At 48.3% G+C, this 271-nt stretch carries 1 protein-coding gene; it reads right to left on the bottom strand.

Translation table 11 applies throughout. From position 1 onward, the window contains the following. Window positions 1-271: DNA-binding protein WhiA (whiA, locus tag WDW90_RS39515; RefSeq protein ID WP_336493044.1), on the bottom strand; the 271-nt coding region annotated here is incomplete at both ends.

The following is a 271-nucleotide window of genomic DNA, read 5'->3' as shown; positions in this document are numbered from 1 at the left end:
GCTCCAATGTTTTGCTGTTTAAATCGAACTCATTCATAAGCTCACAGATGGAGTCATTATGCTCTTGATAGAGCGAGAACACTTCCAGGTGATAAGAAGATGTCTCCGGATTGTTCACCGAACCGCCGGCTAAGAATGCACCGCGCAAATAGGAGCGCTTGCAGCATTTCTTCTTGATCAAATCACGGGAAATCGTTCGAAGCAGGGAAAATCCCTCTTCGATGATGCGCAGATCCTCCAGAACCTCCTTGGCCTTCTCCACAAGCCGCAC

This window comes from Methylobacterium nigriterrae, from assembly GCF_037106235.1.
In the GTDB taxonomy this organism is placed as follows: domain Bacteria; phylum Pseudomonadota; class Alphaproteobacteria; order Rhizobiales; family Beijerinckiaceae; genus Methylobacterium; species Methylobacterium nigriterrae.
Note: the sequence above shows the minus strand (reverse complement) of the source record. Positions and strands in the feature narration are given on the sequence as shown.